Raw genomic sequence first — 15,422 nt, forward strand, 5'->3', positions numbered from 1 at the left:
CAGCGGCAGGACAGCGTCATGGCAGGTAGCGTCAACAAGGTTATTCTCGTGGGCAATCTGGGCAAGGACCCCGAGGTCAGAAACAGCCAGAACGGCGCCAAGATCGTCTCGCTCACGCTGGCCACCAGCGACACGTGGAACGACCGCGCCTCCGGCGAGCGGCGCGAGCGCACGGAATGGCACCGCGTCGTCATCTTTAACGAACGCATCGCCGACGTGGCCGAGCGTTTCCTCCGCAAGGGCCGCAAGATCTATCTGGAAGGCTCGCTGCAGACCCGCAAATGGACCGACCAGTCCGGCCAGGAACGCTATACGACCGAGGTCGTGGTCGACCGCTTCCGCGGCGACCTGGTGCTGCTGGACAGCAATCGCGGCGGCGAGTCCGGCGACGACGCGGGCGGCGGATATGGCGGCGGCAATACCGGCGGCGGATATTCCTCCTCCGCCCCGCGCCAGATCGGCGGCGGCGGCGGTCGCGGCGGCAATGCCGGCGGCCCAGGCGGCAATACGGGCGGCAATACGGGGGGCTGGGACGCGCCGCATGGCGGCGGCAGCGACCTGGACGACGAAATCCCGTTCTAAATCCCGCTCCGGGCCGGCACGACCCGGCCCCTGGCACAGGCCGCCCCTTTGGTACAGCCTGCCCGGCCCCAACGGGCCATCGGGACGGCGCATGCGGCATCTTCACCGTGGTTTCCCCACTGTGGTTTCCCCACCGTGGTTTCTCTGGGCCCCGCACTCTGTGCTAGGCTCGGGTCCAGTTCCCGCCCTCCTTGCCCACGGGCCGGGGGCCTTGACATGACGGATTTGCATTGACCGAAATTCCCGATCCGCCGGAGCCGCCGGCGCCTTCCGATCTGCTTCCGGTGACGATCGAGGAGGAGATGCGGTCCTCCTACCTCGCCTATGCGATGTCGGTCATCGTCAGCCGCGCCCTGCCCGACGTGCGCGACGGGCTGAAGCCCGTGCACCGGCGCATCCTCTATTCGATGCGCGAGAGCGGCTTCACCCACGACAAGCCCTACCGCAAATCGGCCCGCGCGGTCGGCGACGTGATGGGTAAATACCACCCGCATGGCGATTCCTCGATCTACGACGCCATGGTGCGCATGGCGCAATCCTGGTCGATGCGCGTCAAGCTGATCGACGGTCAGGGCAATTTCGGCTCGGTCGACGGCGATTCCCCTGCGGCCATGCGCTATACCGAGGCCCGGCTGGCCAAGGCCGCGTCCTTCCTGCTGGACGACATCGACCGCGACACCGTCGATTTCCAGCCGAACTACGACGAAAGCGAGCAGGAGCCGAAGATCCTGCCCGCCGCCTTCCCCAACCTGCTGGTCAACGGCGCGTCCGGGATCGCGGTCGGCATGGCGACCAACATCCCGACCCATAATCCTGGCGAGATCATCGACGCGACCCTGGCGCTGATCGCCCGCCCGGACATGACCCTGGACGAGCTGATGCAGATCGTCCCCGGGCCGGATTTCCCCACCGGCGGCATCATCCTGGGCCGCGCGGGCATCCGCAGCGCGTTCGAGACCGGGCGCGGCTCGGTCATCATCCGCGCCCGCGCCGAAATCGAGGAGCTGCGCCGCGACCGCCGCGCCCTCGTGATCACCGAAATCCCGTACCAGGTTAACAAATCGACCCTGCAGGAACGCATCGCCGAACTGGTGCGCGCCAAGCAGATCGAAGGCATCTCCGACATCCGCGACGAAAGCGACCGGTCGGGCATGCGCATCGTCATCGAGATCAAGCGCGACGCGACGCCCGAAGTGGTGCTGAACCAGCTCTACCGCTTCACCCAGCTCCAGACCTCGTTCGGCGTCAACATGCTGGCGCTGGACAACGGCCAGCCCCGCCTGATGGGGCTGAAGGACGTGCTGCACGCCTTTATCACGTTCCGCGAGGACGTGATCCTGCGCCGGGCGCGCTTCGACCTCAACAAGGCGCGCGACCGCGGCCACCTGCTGGTCGGCCTCGTGATCGCGGTGGCCAATATCGACGCGGTGATCGCGCTGATCCGCGCCGCCCCCGACGCCGCCACGGCGCGCGAGGCGCTGATGCGCACCGCGTGGGACGCCGCCGACGTCGCGCCGCTGCTCGACCTGATCCAGGATGAGGGCAACGTGATCGCCGACGGCAAGGTCCACCTGACCGAGGCCCAGGCCCGCGGCATCCTCGAACTGCGCCTGCAGCGCCTGACCGGGCTCGAGCGCGAGAAGATCCAGCAGGAACTGTCCGAGGTCGCGGTCCGGATCAACGAACTGCTCGAAATCATCGCCAGCCGCCCCCGGCGCATGGAGGTGATGTGCGCCGAACTGGCGGCGATCCGTGCCGAGCTTGCCTCGCCGCGCCTGACCGAGATCGCCGATTACGCGGGCGACCAGACCGACGAAAGCCTGATCGAGCCCGGCCAGATGGTGGTGACCATCACCCGCGACGGCTTCATCAAGCGCACGCCGCTCGACATCTTCCGCGCCCAGAATCGCGGCGGGCGCGGCCGTACCGCCGCCGGGCGCCGCGGCGACGACATCGTGGTGCGCTCGTTCAACGCCCACACCCATCAATGGGTGCTGTTCTTCTCGTCCGGCGGCAAGGCGTATCGCGAGAAGGTCTGGCGCCTGCCCGAGGCCAGCCCCACCGCCAAGGGCCGCGCGCTGGTCAACCTGCTGCCCGACCTGGGCGGCGATTCGATCACCGCCGTCCTGCCCCTGCCGCAGGACGAGACGCTGTGGGAAAACCTGCACCTGGTCTTCGCCACCGCGTCGGGCAATGTCCGCCGCAACCGGCTCAGCGATTTCCGCAATATCCGCGCCTCGGGCCTGATCGCGATGAAGCTGGACGAGGGCGACCGCCTGATCGGCGTCGCCACCTGCCGCGAAGGACAGGACGTGTTCCTGGCCACGCGCAACGCCCGCTGCATCCGCTTCCAGATCACCGACGACACGCTGCGCGTCTTCGCCGGGCGCGACAGTTCCGGCGTGCGCGGCATCCGCCTGGCCGAGGGGGATGAGGTGAACAGCCTGTGCGTCCTCAACCATGTCGAGGCGACGGTCGAGGAACGCTCGGCCTTCCTGCGCATGGCCAATGCCCGCCGCCGGGCCGAAAACGCCGCCGCGGGCGACGAGGCCGAGGACGTCCCGCCCGATGCGTCCGACGAGGAATCGGCCCCCGCCGATTCGGTCATCACGCCCGAGCGATTCGCCGAACTGGAACTGGCCGAGGAAATCCTGCTGACCGTCAGCAACGCGGGCTTCGGGCGCCGCTCCTCGGCCTACGACTACCGGGTCAGCGGGCGCGGCGGGCTGGGCATCGCCAACATGACCTTCAGCAGCAGCCGGCGCGGCACCGAAGTCGTGGCGACGCTGCCGGTGATCAACGGCACCGACGTCATGCTGGTGACCGACGCGGGCCGCCTGATCCGCCTGCCGGTCGGCCAGATCCGCGTCATGTCGCGCCAGGCCGGCGGCGTGACCCTGTTCCGTCTCGACACCACCGAGCGCGTCACCAGCGTCTTCCCCGTCATGGATGACGGCGAGGATGGAGGCGAGGATGACGCTGCCGAGGACGGGCTCCAGAACGGCGCCCCGGACGGCGCCCAGGACGGCGTCCAGGATGGCCAGGGCGCGGCGGAGGCACCCGATGCCTGACGCCGCGCCGCGCACGGGATTCTATCCCGGCACGTTCGACCCGGTGACCAACGGCCACCTGGACATCATCGAACGTGCGGCGCGGCTGGTGGACCGGCTGATCGTCGGCGTGGGCGAAAATGCCGGCAAGCAGCCGCTGATGCCGGTCGACGAGCGCATCGCCTGCCTGCAGGCCGAAACCGCGCCGGTCGCACGCCGCGCCGGGATCGCGATCGGCGTGGTGGGCTTCGGCGGCCTGCTGGTCGACGCCGCGCGCGCCCATGGCGCGACCGTGATCGTGCGCGGCCTGCGCGGGGTCGCCGATTTCGATTACGAGGTCCAGATGTTCGGCATGAACCGCCAACTGGCTCCGGACATCGAGACGATGTTCCTGATGGCCGGCGAAGGCAGCCAATATATCTCCTCGCGGCTGGTGAAGGAGGTCGCCCGGCTGGGCGGCGACATCACCGGCTTCGTCCCCCCGTTCACCCGGCGGCGAATCCTCGCGCGCCTGGGCGGATGACGCGGGGCGCGCCCCGGTGCGCCGCCCACGATGTCTAGATGTTTATTTCAGCACTGGAACACGAATCATGACCGATACCGCAACCGATACCGCACCGGCGGACCTGATCGCCCTGGAACTGAAGACCGGCCGCGTGGTCATCCAGCTTCGGCCCGACCTGGCGCCGCTGGCGGCCGAGCGGATCCGCACGCTGGCGGCCGAGGGCTTCTATGACAACACGCCCTTCCACCGCGTCATCCACGGCTTCATGGCGCAGGGCGGCGATCCGACGGGCACCGGCACCAGCGGCAGCCACCTGCCGGACCTCAAGGCCGAGTTCACCCGCGCCGCGAAGTTCGAGCGCGGCACCGTCGGCATGGCCCGCACCATGAACCCCGACAGCGCCAACAGCCAGTTCTTCATCATGTTCGAACCCTCGCCGCACCTCGACGGCCAGTACACCATCGTCGGCCAGGTGATCGAAGGCATGGAACATATCGACCAGATCAAGCGCGGCGCGGGCCAGAGCGGCACGGTCCAGGACCCGGATCGCATCGTCAGCATGCGCCCGGTCGCCGCCTGACTCTCCACCCGCCGCGCGAATGCCGCCGGCATTCGCGAGGGTTGACTTGACCGCCCGCAGAAGCTACCCGAGGCCGCACCGCAGCGCGGCCTCGGTGAGCCGGTAGCTCAGTCGGTAGAGCATTCGACTTTTAATCGAATGGTCGTGGGTTCGAGTCCCACCCGGCTCACCACAGAGCCTCAGCCCGCGCGCTTCAGCGCATCGCGCAACGCATCGTTCAACCGGCTCCGCCATCGGGGACCCGTGCCGCGCCAGCCATCCAGCACATCCTGGTCCAGGCGGAGGGAAACCAGCCGCCTTGGGATGGGACAGACGCGGGGGGCCTCTGCGGACGACCCGCTCGCCCCGCCGGATCTCGGCCTGGTCGAAAAAGGCGTCGGTCAGTTCCGGCGCATCGTCCGGATCAACCCATTCGGGCCATTCGGGCGCGCCAGAGGGCTTCTTCACGGTCATGCGCATGCCTCATCGAAATCATGCGCCGCGCCGAGCGGGGTCCAGACCATCACGACCGGGCGGCCACCGAGCATGCCGGCCGCGATGAACCGTTCCTCACCATAATCCTTCCGGCCATCCAGGACAGTCGCGGTCGTCGGCTGCGGCCGAACGTTCAACGGCTTGATCAACACCTTCTTGGCACAGATGCGCAAGCCGGACGGGCGCCGCGCACTGATGCGCTTCGACCGGACGGTGAACATCGCATCGCAGCCTTGTCGTAATGTAGCCCCGGCTTCGGGTATTCGAGGGCCCGAACGGCGCCGGGAAATCCACGATAGTCGATCGTTATATGTGGGCGTTATGCACGGGCACGGATTCCGGTCGTGAATCCCGGCACGATCGCGCATTCCCTTGGCCCTGCTCCTGATGACCCGACGCGCGTTCTGCCGGCCGAATCGCTGTGCACGAGCGCTCTGGCCTGCTCCGCACCATCAAATCCCGGGACTAAACATTTAATTTATTCTGTTCCTATCATTTTCCATCTCACCTTCTTGAGGTGAGCAGCGGGATCGTAAAGGGTTACATCCAAGGCGAGATCGCGAGCGGTGAGACGGCCAATGGCGGCGGCAAGGGCATAGGAATCCTGCACCGTGTTGGCGATGTTCTGGATCAGTGTCCGTTGCTGCTGGAACAGAAGTTGCTGCTGTTGCAGCACCTCGAACGTCGTGCGGACGCCCAGGAGTTCCTGTTGCTGGATGGCGCGGAATGCTGCTTCTCCCAACGAGACAGCCTCCCGGTTCCTGGCCAGTTGATCGCGATCCGCCTGCCATTTGCGCCAGGCGCTGTCCGCCGCTTGAATGGCCGTTCTCCGTTGGTCGTCCAGATCATGGCGGGCGGCATCAACCGCGCGCCGGGCTGCGCGGATTGCGGCATATTCCGATCCGCCCTGATAGAGCGGAATACTGGCCTGAATCGTGGCCATCTCACCGTCTTCGGTGAATTTTGCCTCGTCCTGGTTGATCTGGCGCTGAAAAGACGCCTGAGCAGAAATCTGCGGCAGCAGGGCGGCAAAGGCGACCTTCACGGCATCCTGCCCGGCGGCGAGAGCGTATTGGGCACCGATGACCTGCGGGGCGTTGGTCACAGCAAGACGCGCGGCATCGGCCTCCTGCGCGACAGGCAGGACCAGGGGCTGGGGTGGTGCGAGGTCGCGTGGAGGTGAGCTGCCGACCTGACGCTGGAACGCAGCTTCGGCGACGCCGAGATCGCCTTCGGCCTGGCGGGTGGCGGCCCGTGCGGCCTCGTATTGCGAACGTGCCTGCAGAACGTCCGTCTGGGTGGCCTGATTGAGTTCGAACTGGCGTGTGGTCAGGCGTACCTGCCCGGCTAAGGTGTCTTCGTTGCGTTTTGTAAGGTCCAGAAGGCGGTGGGCCTGGGTCACGGACACATAGGCCGAGACGACGTTCTGGAAGACCTGCTGTTCGATCTGCACAAGGCGGGCACGTTCCTGCATGACCGTATGCATGGCCTGTCGGGTCGAGGCGACAGTCCGGCCGCCGGCGAATAGCGGCTGGGTGACGGTCACATCCGCGTTATAGCCGGGGGCAGCAAATTGCTGATCGTAACGGAATGATCCGCCAAATGGATAAGTGATATAGCTGGATTGATTGTAATTGGCGCTGGCGGCGACAGAAACAGTCGGTCGCCAGCCTGAAAGGGCCTTCGGAACGCCTTCGTCTGTCTGCTGGAGCAGCGCCCGTTCCTGCAGTAATTGAGGAGCAGAGTTATAGGCTGTGGCCAGGGCATCGTTGAGAGAATAGGTGTTCGGTCGCTCTTTTCCCTGACCGATTGACGGTACAAAAATGACTGCCAGAGCGGCCGTGACATAGAATCCAGACCATTTCGGTCTTGTTGAAGTCTTGTTCCGTTTCATCGCTTACGTGCATTGCATGATTTTTCCGAACGTATCAATATGTGTCGAAATTATGTCAGTTCCCTTCTGACGGAGCATATCGACCGTGCATCATGGCTGACGGATCGGCACGCCCCCTGTTTCGGGCGGAAGCCCTTAAATGGCATCAGGAAGCCTGGATCGGCTCGGCGCAACTCGTGGAGCCGATCTCCGGGCGCATCGCCTCACTGTGTTCTGTGGTGCTGGTCGCAACAGCGTGTTTCTATGTCGCGTTCGGGACCTATACACGGCGGATCCACGCCAATGGTCTGATGCTGCCGCCGACCGGACTGGTGGTCGCCGAGGCGGACCAGAGCGGTATTGTCGCATCAACTCCGGTCAAAGAGGGGATGCATGTCACAGCTGGAGACCGGCTGTTTACCCTGGATGTTGAAAGTTGGTCCGAAGCCGGGCCGACCGGACGACAATCGCTGGATGATCTGGCGGCTGAGAGGGATCTGTTGACGGCGAGACGCGCGTTGTTGAACGCGGATGCTCCGGTCGAACTGGAATCGTTTCGGGACGAACTGACGGCGCTGGAAAAGCAGCAGACCATGCTGACCGAACAGGTTGGGCGGGACAATGCGTCCTTGCCACTGGTGGAACGGGCGATGAGTGAGATGCGGACAGCGATCGGCACCCATCTGGTGACGGAAAGCCAGTTCCAGAGCCAGCTTTATACCTATGTGCAGTTCATGAATACGCACTCGCAGACCTTGCGCACGCTGGTCGAAACGGGCGGCCAGATTTCTGACCTGCGCTACAAGATCGATCGGCACCGCTACAAGGTGGATGAAGATCTGAACGACCTCGATGTGCGTCTGGCCGATATCAAGCGCCAGATTGCCCAGGCACGGGGCCAGGCCGGAACGGTCATCGACGCCCGTGTCAGCGGGACGGTGGACGGTATCCGTGCGTCGGTCGGGCAGCGCGTCGCGGCCGGCCAGCCCCTGGCCAGCATTCTTCCCGACAATGCCGAATTGCTGGCCGAGCTGTACGTGGATAGTCGGGCGGTCGGTTTCGTGCGGCCTGGGCAGCATGTGCTGCTGAAATATGCGGCCTATCCGTTCCAGAGATTCGGTTTGTATGACGGTACCGTCGTTGAAGTGACGAAGGCGCCCCTGCCGGAGCGGAATGGGTTCGTTTCCAGGGACAATGGCGATAGTGAGGCCAACAGCGCCTCGCCACGGCCACAAGGCGATACCTATCGTATTCGGGTGCGACCGGATCGGTCCTATGTGTTGGCCTATGGCCAGCAGGAGCGGCTGACGCCGGGGATGGCGGTGGAGGCGGAGATCGCGATCGATCGCCGTCGTCTGTATCAGTGGCTGCTTGATCCGGTCATCTCGATGACATCGACGCTGAAGTCGGTTTCCGGTGGTCCCGTGTCCAGGACGATGCCGTAATGCTGCGGCCGATCCAGACCGGGTTTCGCCGAAAACTCCCCGTTATCCTGCAAACCGAGACAGCGGAATGCGGGTTGGCCTGCCTGGCGATGATCTTGTGTGCCCATGGGCATCTGATCGATCTGGCCTCCCTGCGTCGACAGGCTGCGGTGTCTGGGTCCGGCCTCAACCTGCGGTCTCTGATGCGGATTGCCGACCGGTTCGGGTTGCATAGCCGGCCGGTCAAGCTCGATCTACCGGCGCTGGCGAAGCTATCTCTGCCTTGTGTCCTGCATTGGGATTTCAACCATTTCGTGGTGCTGGTGAAAGCCGGCGAGAAAGAGATCCTGATCCACGATCCGGCACGGGGCGCGCGCAGGCTGACGCTGGACGAAGCGTCGCGACATTTTACCGGTGTGGCCCTGGAATTGACTCCGGCAGCCGCATTCGAGAAGCGCGACGAACGCCGGCTGCTGAGCATCGGCGACATGTTCCGCCATATCGCGGGATTGAAGGGAGCGCTACTGGCCCTGGGTGGTCTTTCTCTGGGTCTGGAATTCATTGCCCTGGCCAATCCCATGCTGGCGCAGGTGATCATCGACGAGGTACTGACGACGGGAGACCGTTCCCTGCTGTGGACGATCGCCGCCGGTCTGGTGCTTCTGGTGGTCTTGCAGGGGGTGATCGCGACCTTTCGTTCATGGATGGTCATGCTGCTGTCCACGCGAATCTCCGTGCAATGGAATGTCAGTCTGTTTTCCCATCTGATGGGCTTGCCGCAGGACTATTTTGCGAAACGGGGGGCGGGTGACATTCTCTCGCGTTTTGCCAGCCTGGGGACGATCCAGCAGACCTTTACGACCGACCTAGTGCAAAGCGTGATGGACGGTCTGATGGCGATCGGCATGTTCGTCATGATCGTGATCTATGGGAAATGGCTGACGGCGATTGTCGCTGTGTCTTCTCTGCTCGATCTGATGGTGCGGATCGTCCTGTTTGAACCCTATCGGGAAATGTCTGAAGAGGCGCTGATGCATGAAGCGGCCCAGCAGGGCCATTTCCTGGAAACTTTGCGCGGGATGCGCAGCATCAAGTTGCTGTCCCTGGAAGGACGACGGAAGATTGCCTGGGGAAACAGGCTGGTCGACAGCATCAATGCGGGGTTGAATATCCAGCGATACGATCTGATTTTCGCGCGGACACAGGAAGCTCTGTTCGGGCTTGATCGCGTACTGATGCTGGTTCTCGGTGCCCGGATGGTGATCTCGGCCGAGATGTCGGTCGGGATGCTGGTGGCATTTCTGAGCTACCGGGATCAATTTGCAAGCCGCTTTGGGAGCCTAGTGACGGCCGGGTTCAAGATCCGGAATTTGAAAGTGCAGTGTGACCGGCTTTCTGATATCGCTCTCGCCGAAGCTGAGGTGACCGATCAGGTTCAGGCTCCGCTGTCCGCTCCAGCGTTAGTCGACGTCAAGTCCGATGTGCCGGTCATCGAATGTCGAAATATCGGGTATCGGTATGGCAGGGAAGATTCCTGGGTGTTCCGAGGTGTCAATCTACAGGTGCCGGCCGGAAAAAGTCTGGCTATTACGGGGCCCTCCGGTTGCGGCAAGTCGACCTTGTTGGCGATCATGATGGGGTTGGTCCAGCCGGAAGAGGGGCAGGTGCTGTGGAATGGCGTCGAGCTTGGCCCTGCAAACCGGGAAGCATATCGATCGCAGATCGCCGGTGTGCTTCAGGACGATATTCTGTTATCGGGAAGTATCGCCGAAAACATTGCCGGCTTTGATGAAAACATGGATTGGGGTTGGATGATTGAATGTGCGAGTAACGCGCAGATCCTTGACGACATTCAGCGCATGCCCATGGGATTCGAAACTCTGATCAACGAAATGGGACATACTCTTTCAGGGGGACAACGGCAGCGCGTTATTTTGGCTAGAGCATTTTACCGTAAATCACTGATTTTATTTCTTGATGAGGCAACGAGCAATTTGGATTTTGTTTCGGAACAATCTGTCGAAAATTTCCTTCAATTGACAAAAACCACACGAATTATAGTTACACATAGAAAAAATATCGCTGAAAACGCAAATAATATATTTCAAATGCTTAAATGATATTGCGACGAGAGAAAACGCTCCCGCCTTTATGGGTCGTCCATTTCGCATGGAGCGCCTAAAAAACTCGTCGTAGCGAGAAGTTGGTATCGCTGCCTATAAGGCGATGCCTTGGTATCGATAGGTAAGAAAATTTCTTATGGATCGTGCAACCAATGTTGTAAGTGAATTATTAAAATAACGGTCGAGCCATGCCCATTGCCCCCCCGGGTTTATCTCAAGAAAGACAGGATTTCCGCATTTATCGATGATAACGTCTACCACAGCCAAGTTTAAATTTAAACGCTCGCATAAAGACAGTAGGTTAATTTTTAATGATTCTGGTATTTCTGAAATCTCAAAAATTTCCTTGTTGAGTTGTTCAGTCCTCCAGTCAATTTTTGCCGTCTCTGAGTTCTGAGAATTCACCTTAATGGAGATTATTTCAGATAATATAATTAAAATCCTCAGTTCGTACTTTTTATCGACGTAATTCTGCAATTGATTTGGGCAAGATTCTAAGTAAAATTTACCATTTTTAATGGCATCCTTCGATATTTCGGTCGTAAGAATTATGTTATTTGCATCATGCATAGGCTGCGAAAGAGTTTTGTAAACAACTCTACTGTCATAAAATAGGGAAAGTAAATCATCATTATTATTAGATATGATCGTTTTTGGTACGTGGAGTCCCATTTCTTTCGCAATAGTTAATTGTAATATTTTATTATCGGCAATTTTTTCTGCACTTGGATTGTTTAGCCAAACTGCGTTTGGCAAAAGCGCCGGCAAAGATTCAACAAAACGACACCACTCACGAAATCGAAAATGGTCATCAGGAGTAAGGTCTTTATCAAATGGAGGGGAAAGATGAAATGTTTTCACTCTCCAGAATACACAATCGATTTCAGAAAAGGAGAATGATACTCCATCGTCCGCAGTAAATCTTGGATCAATTCCATCTATGTTGGACCATCTGATATAGAAATTCTTCCTGTTTTTAGGCTCTAAATCCAGTATAAAAACATTGAATCCTTCCTTTTTTAAAAAAGAAGAAAGCTTCTCCACGTGCTCGTCAGGCAAAAGTCCTATTAATAAGCAGGTGAATGCCCGATTAGGTATATTTTTATCCTTCACATTTTTCTCCGTATGCTTTTTTCAGCGATTCAGCATATAATCTTAATCTAATCAGGCCAAATCTCTTTCTCTCGTGATCAACGTTACTGGGTGTTTTTATAGGAAAAGGAACCCATTTTCCTGAGATGCACTGGAATTGTGTCCCGAATGTTTGTTTCCCATGTAAATATAGGTCAATTCTGTCCTTAAATTCTGTATACTGTTGGCCCGTTAGTTTATTATTTTGATACCATGTTAAAATATGGTTTGATGCAGATACTTGAAATGCCATATCAGACGTGACATGTTGTATAATCAAAAAAGCTGCTTGATTGACGTCACGAGGGCTTGTTGTGAAATATTTCCATCCCTTTTTTTCAATTATATGCTCAAATTGGGATATTCTTTCCGAGTCTTCTTCGGAAAGATAATTTCCAAGTGTATTCGTGACGATTTTTTGGACATCATTATCAAATTTATTCTTCATACCGTATTCAATATACGTATCTCTATCAACCTGATCTTCCTCTGCCAAAAGCTTTATAAGATCGTCATCCTGCAGGGTAATTGTTTTTTGTCGGTTATGCATTTCTTTTACTGCAAATAAAATAGCATTCAGTTGATCATCAGCTACTGTCAATACTTTTGAAAGATCGGAATAAGACCGAAATAAATTCACGTTTTTGACAAAAAATAAAACGCTCCTACATATACCATTTTGGTACGGCGCAAGAACTAGATGAGAAAATTCTATTTTCAAATCATTTAATTTATTCTCTTGATTTTTTTTATCCTGCACTTGACAATCATTTAAATATTTTTTTATTTCTCCCCATTGTTGTTTTTCTTCAGCAGTGGCATCTGCGAAGGCGCCACGTGCCCATTGGTAATGGTTTGGGTTAAAATGGGAGTTTTTAATATATTTTTTGAGTATAGGTGGAGGATTTATTTCCGATGAATAGCAGAGTTTAGGATATAATAAATAAAATATTAAAATATAAGATGATACATCGCGAAAGCTCATAACCATCCTATCGTGTGTGGTCAAAAAATCTTTCATTTGTTTGGAAGAAAAACACGAAGACACGTTATACAACGATATCTTCGTGGCAGCATGAAAGACTGATTTAGAAAAAATATATTAAGGGTTTGTGTCGAATTTATTATTTTGATTGGGAGTTACAATAATAGTACTCCCATTGTCTCCGCCCCCGGACACTTGACTGATCTCGTCGGCACTAAGGATCTCTTTGACAGGGCGAGCAAGCTTTGATCCAAAGCTTGTGCTGACAGTCGACGTTTCTTTCATGATTACATGTCTTTCCGATAAGAGGAAGTGAACATAGAGATTTGAGTATCTTCAGATCATTGTGGCAAATTAATAATATTAAAAATTTTTTTATATTACGCAACCTATTAAGTGTTCAGTCTCGGAACCAAACACCTAGCCCGGATTATGCGTGAGGGTTGGCGGGTATGGGCGTAACGCCTTGATCTGTCCTAGGATTTTGGTATCGACGCCAAAACCCACCTGCTCTGGACCGCGCCATGCTCGCCGCTGAGCCTATCGCTTTTCTACCCGGCCTGTCACCGGTCTGCGGCAAGCCGATCGAGGCCCGTTTCGACGAAGCCCTGATGTCCTCGGACGGCGGCTTGCTGGCACTGCGGGAGATCGAGCAGCGTCTCGGCATTGCCCGGCGCCTGGCGGCCTGCATTGACGATCCGCGGGCGCCGGAACGCGTCGTGCATTCGCTCGACGGGATCATGCGTTTTCGTATGCTGATGATCGCCGCGGGTTATAAGGACGGCAACGACGCTGACAGCCTGCGCACCGATCCCATGTTCAAGCTGGCGATGGACCGGCTGCCGGAGCACCGGGATCTCTGTTCGCAATCCACCGTATCGCGCACCGAAAATCTGCCGGACCGCCGCATGCTTCTCCGTATGGGCCATGCGATGGTTGAGCACTACTGCCACAGCTTCCGGCAGACGCCGCGCCGCATCGTACTCGATATCGACGATACCTTCGACGCCGTTCACGGAGACCAGCAGCTTCGTCTCTTCAACGCCCACTACGACGCTTATGGCTTCCAGCCGATTGTGGTGTTCGACGGCGAGGGCCGCATGGTTGCCGCGGTGCTGCGTCCCGCCTGTCGGCCGAAGGGGTCACAGATCGTCAAATGGCTGCGCCGGCTGATCCGCGCCATGCGTACCCATTGGCCCCGCGTCGAGATCCTCCTGCGCGCCGACAGCCACTACTGCACACCCGAGGTGCTGCGTTTCTGCCGTGCCGAGGCGCTGGACTATGTTCTCGGTGTCGCTTCCACCACGACGCTGCGCAAGCATGTCACAGCCCTGGAGGCCAGCGTGGCGGGCCGCGCCCATGGCGGCAGTGGAAAGCTGCGCCGGTTCAAGGAATTCCATGACGCCGCCGCAAGCTGGGATCGCGTCGAGCGCATCGTCGCACGCGTCGAAGCCGGACCTCAGGGCGTCGACACGCGGTTCATCGTCACCAGCATCAAGGGGGTCCGCGGACGCGTCGTCTACCAGAACCTCTACTGGTGCCCGCGGTCAGGCCGAAAACCACATCAAGGCATGGAAGACGCACCTGGCGGCCGATCGCACATCGTGCTGCCGCGCCGCCGCCAACCAGATGCGCCTGTTCCTTCACATCGGTGCCTACTGGCTGATGTGGGCCTTGAGGGCCGCCATGCCACGCCGTTCATCGTGGCGAACGGCCCAGTTCGACACCTTGTGCCTGCGTCTGATCAAGCTCGCCGTCAGGGTCGTCGTGCAGAAACGCAAAGTCCGCCTGCATCTGCCGCGCGCCACGCCGGATCAGGCCATCTTCTCCTGCGCGCTCATGCGGCTGCCCGGAATGATCGTCTGATCCACGGGGCTCATGCCCCGTCTCCGCCCCGCATCCCGCCAACCCAAACGCCGAACACCGCCGCGACCGTCAAACCCTCTCAAAAGGAGCGCGCCCTTGCGCCTGCAGCCTCGACACGCGCTCAATATGCCAACCCTCATGCATTATCCGGGCTAGTCACTTAAAACTGAAATGGGCTTCATTATATTCTTCTCTTGTTGCAAGGATGGGAGCGGAAAGATGTAGCAAAGCTCCATGCACCGACTGTCCACGCCGATGTGATTACGTCCCAACCTCGATCGGTAAACCCTAGAATCTTCGACATGCTTTGCTCCTTATGCAAATGGATGGATGGCAGGCAGCCGTCTCCTTATGTTGGATGATAATCGACAGCACGGCATAATCGCACGTAATCCCCGCCGCCACTATCGTCGGCGTAGCGTGCCGCCACAGTTCAGATTGGGACCGTGCCGAGGCACTTAGAATCCGTCCAAGATCATTATCTGCGATTACAGAGTTTCTGCCCCTCAAGCGAACTAGCGCATTGTAATCAAGACACTCCCAATCCTTGCTCAGGCGTCGGCAGCGGTTCAGCCAGGCGATGAAGCGCTCCACAATCCATCGGTTGGGCAGGACTATGAATTGGCCGGCGTCACTGCGCCACACGATCCCGACGTTCACGGAGCGGCAGACCCTGGCCAGCCCTTTGTGGAACTTTTCCCCTTGATAGCCGGCATCGGCATAGAGTTTCAGCTAGAATGGATAAAGGCCGAACAGGATCGCCATCGGCACGACGCCGCCATCGCGGTCCTGGATGGGCGTGGCCCGCCATTCCCCACGTCCCGATCGG

Annotated in this window: 11 protein-coding genes, 1 tRNA gene and 2 pseudogenes; 8 read left to right on the top strand and 6 right to left on the bottom strand. The window is 58.7% G+C overall.

Going from position 1 to position 15,422, the window contains the following annotated elements:
* The first annotated feature begins 18 nt into the window (after nucleotides 1-18).
* The 5 genes from ssb (at nucleotide 19) to AAC691_RS04645 (ending at nucleotide 4,889) form a co-directional block, all read left to right on the top strand.
* The gene (ssb, locus tag AAC691_RS04625) at nucleotides 19-582 is read left to right on the top strand and encodes a single-stranded DNA-binding protein (RefSeq protein ID WP_342629103.1); all 564 of its coding nucleotides are present in this window, start codon (nucleotides 19-21) and stop codon (nucleotides 580-582) included.
* A gap of 230 nt (nucleotides 583-812) precedes the next feature.
* Nucleotides 813-3,653 carry a DNA gyrase subunit A gene (gene gyrA, locus AAC691_RS04630; RefSeq protein ID WP_342629104.1) on the top strand — a complete coding sequence of 947 codons (2,841 nt, stop codon included), beginning with the start codon at nucleotides 813-815 and terminating at the stop codon, nucleotides 3,651-3,653.
* Nucleotides 3,646-4,155 carry a pantetheine-phosphate adenylyltransferase gene (gene coaD, locus AAC691_RS04635; RefSeq protein ID WP_342629105.1) on the top strand — a complete coding sequence of 170 codons (510 nt, stop codon included), beginning with the start codon at nucleotides 3,646-3,648 and terminating at the stop codon, nucleotides 4,153-4,155. The genes gyrA and coaD overlap by 8 nt, the downstream gene beginning before the upstream one ends.
* 67 nt (nucleotides 4,156-4,222) lie before the next feature.
* Entirely contained in the window at nucleotides 4,223-4,717 is a 495-nt protein-coding gene (locus tag AAC691_RS04640; protein ID WP_176640352.1) for a peptidylprolyl isomerase, read from the top strand.
* 96 nt (nucleotides 4,718-4,813) lie between these two features.
* Nucleotides 4,814-4,889 (top strand) — tRNA-Lys (locus AAC691_RS04645).
* Between the two features lie 7 nt (nucleotides 4,890-4,896).
* Here the strand turns inward: AAC691_RS04645 and AAC691_RS22265 are convergent.
* The 3 genes from AAC691_RS22265 to AAC691_RS04655 form a co-directional block, all read right to left on the bottom strand.
* Nucleotides 4,897-5,022, bottom strand: coding sequence for a BrnA antitoxin family protein (locus AAC691_RS22265; protein ID WP_408906094.1), 126 nt, complete (start codon nucleotides 5,020-5,022; stop codon nucleotides 4,897-4,899).
* Between the two features lie 144 nt (nucleotides 5,023-5,166).
* Nucleotides 5,167-5,412 (bottom strand): BrnT family toxin, encoded by a 246-nt coding sequence (locus AAC691_RS04650; RefSeq protein ID WP_342629106.1) that lies wholly within the window; start codon nucleotides 5,410-5,412, stop codon nucleotides 5,167-5,169.
* A 257-nt stretch (nucleotides 5,413-5,669) separates the two neighbouring features.
* Nucleotides 5,670-7,085, bottom strand: coding sequence for a TolC family outer membrane protein (locus AAC691_RS04655; RefSeq protein ID WP_342629107.1), 1,416 nt, complete (start codon nucleotides 7,083-7,085; stop codon nucleotides 5,670-5,672).
* Between the two features lie 92 nt (nucleotides 7,086-7,177).
* Between AAC691_RS04655 and AAC691_RS04660 the strand changes: the two genes are divergently transcribed.
* Nucleotides 7,178-8,509, top strand: coding sequence for an HlyD family efflux transporter periplasmic adaptor subunit (locus AAC691_RS04660; protein WP_342629108.1), 1,332 nt, complete (start codon nucleotides 7,178-7,180; stop codon nucleotides 8,507-8,509).
* Nucleotides 8,509-10,608 carry a peptidase domain-containing ABC transporter gene (locus tag AAC691_RS04665; protein WP_342629109.1) on the top strand — a complete coding sequence of 700 codons (2,100 nt, stop codon included), beginning with the start codon at nucleotides 8,509-8,511 and terminating at the stop codon, nucleotides 10,606-10,608. Before AAC691_RS04660 ends, AAC691_RS04665 begins: the two co-directional genes overlap by 1 nt.
* 96 nt (nucleotides 10,609-10,704) lie before the next feature.
* Here AAC691_RS04665 and AAC691_RS04670 read toward each other — a convergent pair whose 3' ends face one another.
* Both AAC691_RS04670 and AAC691_RS04675 read right to left on the bottom strand, forming a co-directional pair.
* A complete protein-coding gene (locus AAC691_RS04670; RefSeq protein WP_342629110.1) occupies nucleotides 10,705-11,724 on the bottom strand; it encodes a hypothetical protein in 1,020 nt (339 codons plus the stop codon).
* The gene (locus tag AAC691_RS04675; RefSeq protein WP_342629111.1) at nucleotides 11,714-12,727 is read right to left on the bottom strand and encodes a DUF6624 domain-containing protein; all 1,014 of its coding nucleotides are present in this window, start codon (nucleotides 12,725-12,727) and stop codon (nucleotides 11,714-11,716) included. Before AAC691_RS04675 ends, AAC691_RS04670 begins: the two co-directional genes overlap by 11 nt.
* Before the next feature lie 524 nt (nucleotides 12,728-13,251).
* Here AAC691_RS04675 and AAC691_RS04680 point away from each other — a divergent pair.
* Nucleotides 13,252-14,593: pseudogene (locus AAC691_RS04680) on the top strand (IS1380 family transposase).
* A gap of 504 nt (nucleotides 14,594-15,097) precedes the next feature.
* Here AAC691_RS04680 and AAC691_RS04685 read toward each other — a convergent pair.
* A pseudogene (locus AAC691_RS04685) lies at nucleotides 15,098-15,397 on the bottom strand (transposase); the annotation flags it as partial.
* Nucleotides 15,398-15,422: the final 25 nt, after the last annotated feature.

The organism is Nguyenibacter vanlangensis (assembly GCF_038719015.1).
Lineage (GTDB): Bacteria > Pseudomonadota > Alphaproteobacteria > Acetobacterales > Acetobacteraceae > Gluconacetobacter > Gluconacetobacter vanlangensis.